Raw genomic sequence first — 488 nt, forward strand, 5'->3', positions numbered from 1 at the left:
TAACCTTCGGCATCCAATTCCACCCGGGCCACATCCTGCAATCTTATAAACTGGCCGTTATCCAGTGCCCGTATAATGATATTCTTGTATTCCTCTTCGGTATTATATCGTCCGCCGTAGGTGATCACATATTCAAAAGCCTCAGCATTATTTTGTCCCAGGGAACCAGCTGCGGCTTCCAGACTCTGCTCATTGATAGCACCAATCACATCCTGTGGAACCAGATTATAGGCTGCAAGTCTTTCGGGTTGTAACCAAACTCGCATTGCGTAATTTTTAGCCCCAAAAACTGAAACATCTCCAACTCCATTGATCCTTTTTAACTCAGGAAGGACGTTGATATTCAGGTAATTTTGAATATAAGTGGCGTCATACTCCTCATTTTCAGAAAGCATGGTAAGAAACATGAGGGCACTGGTTTGCTGTTTTTGAGTTGTTACCCCACTTTGGGTTACCTCCCTGGGCAGCAAAGGAGCGGCCCTTGCCAC

General features: G+C 45.3%; 1 protein-coding gene. It reads right to left on the bottom strand.

Features of this window, described 5'->3' with window-relative positions:
* A partial coding sequence (locus tag HC175_RS17870) for an efflux RND transporter permease subunit (RefSeq protein WP_168139613.1) occupies positions 1–488 on the bottom strand: 488 nt, incomplete at both ends.

This window comes from Salinimicrobium oceani, from assembly GCF_012037645.1.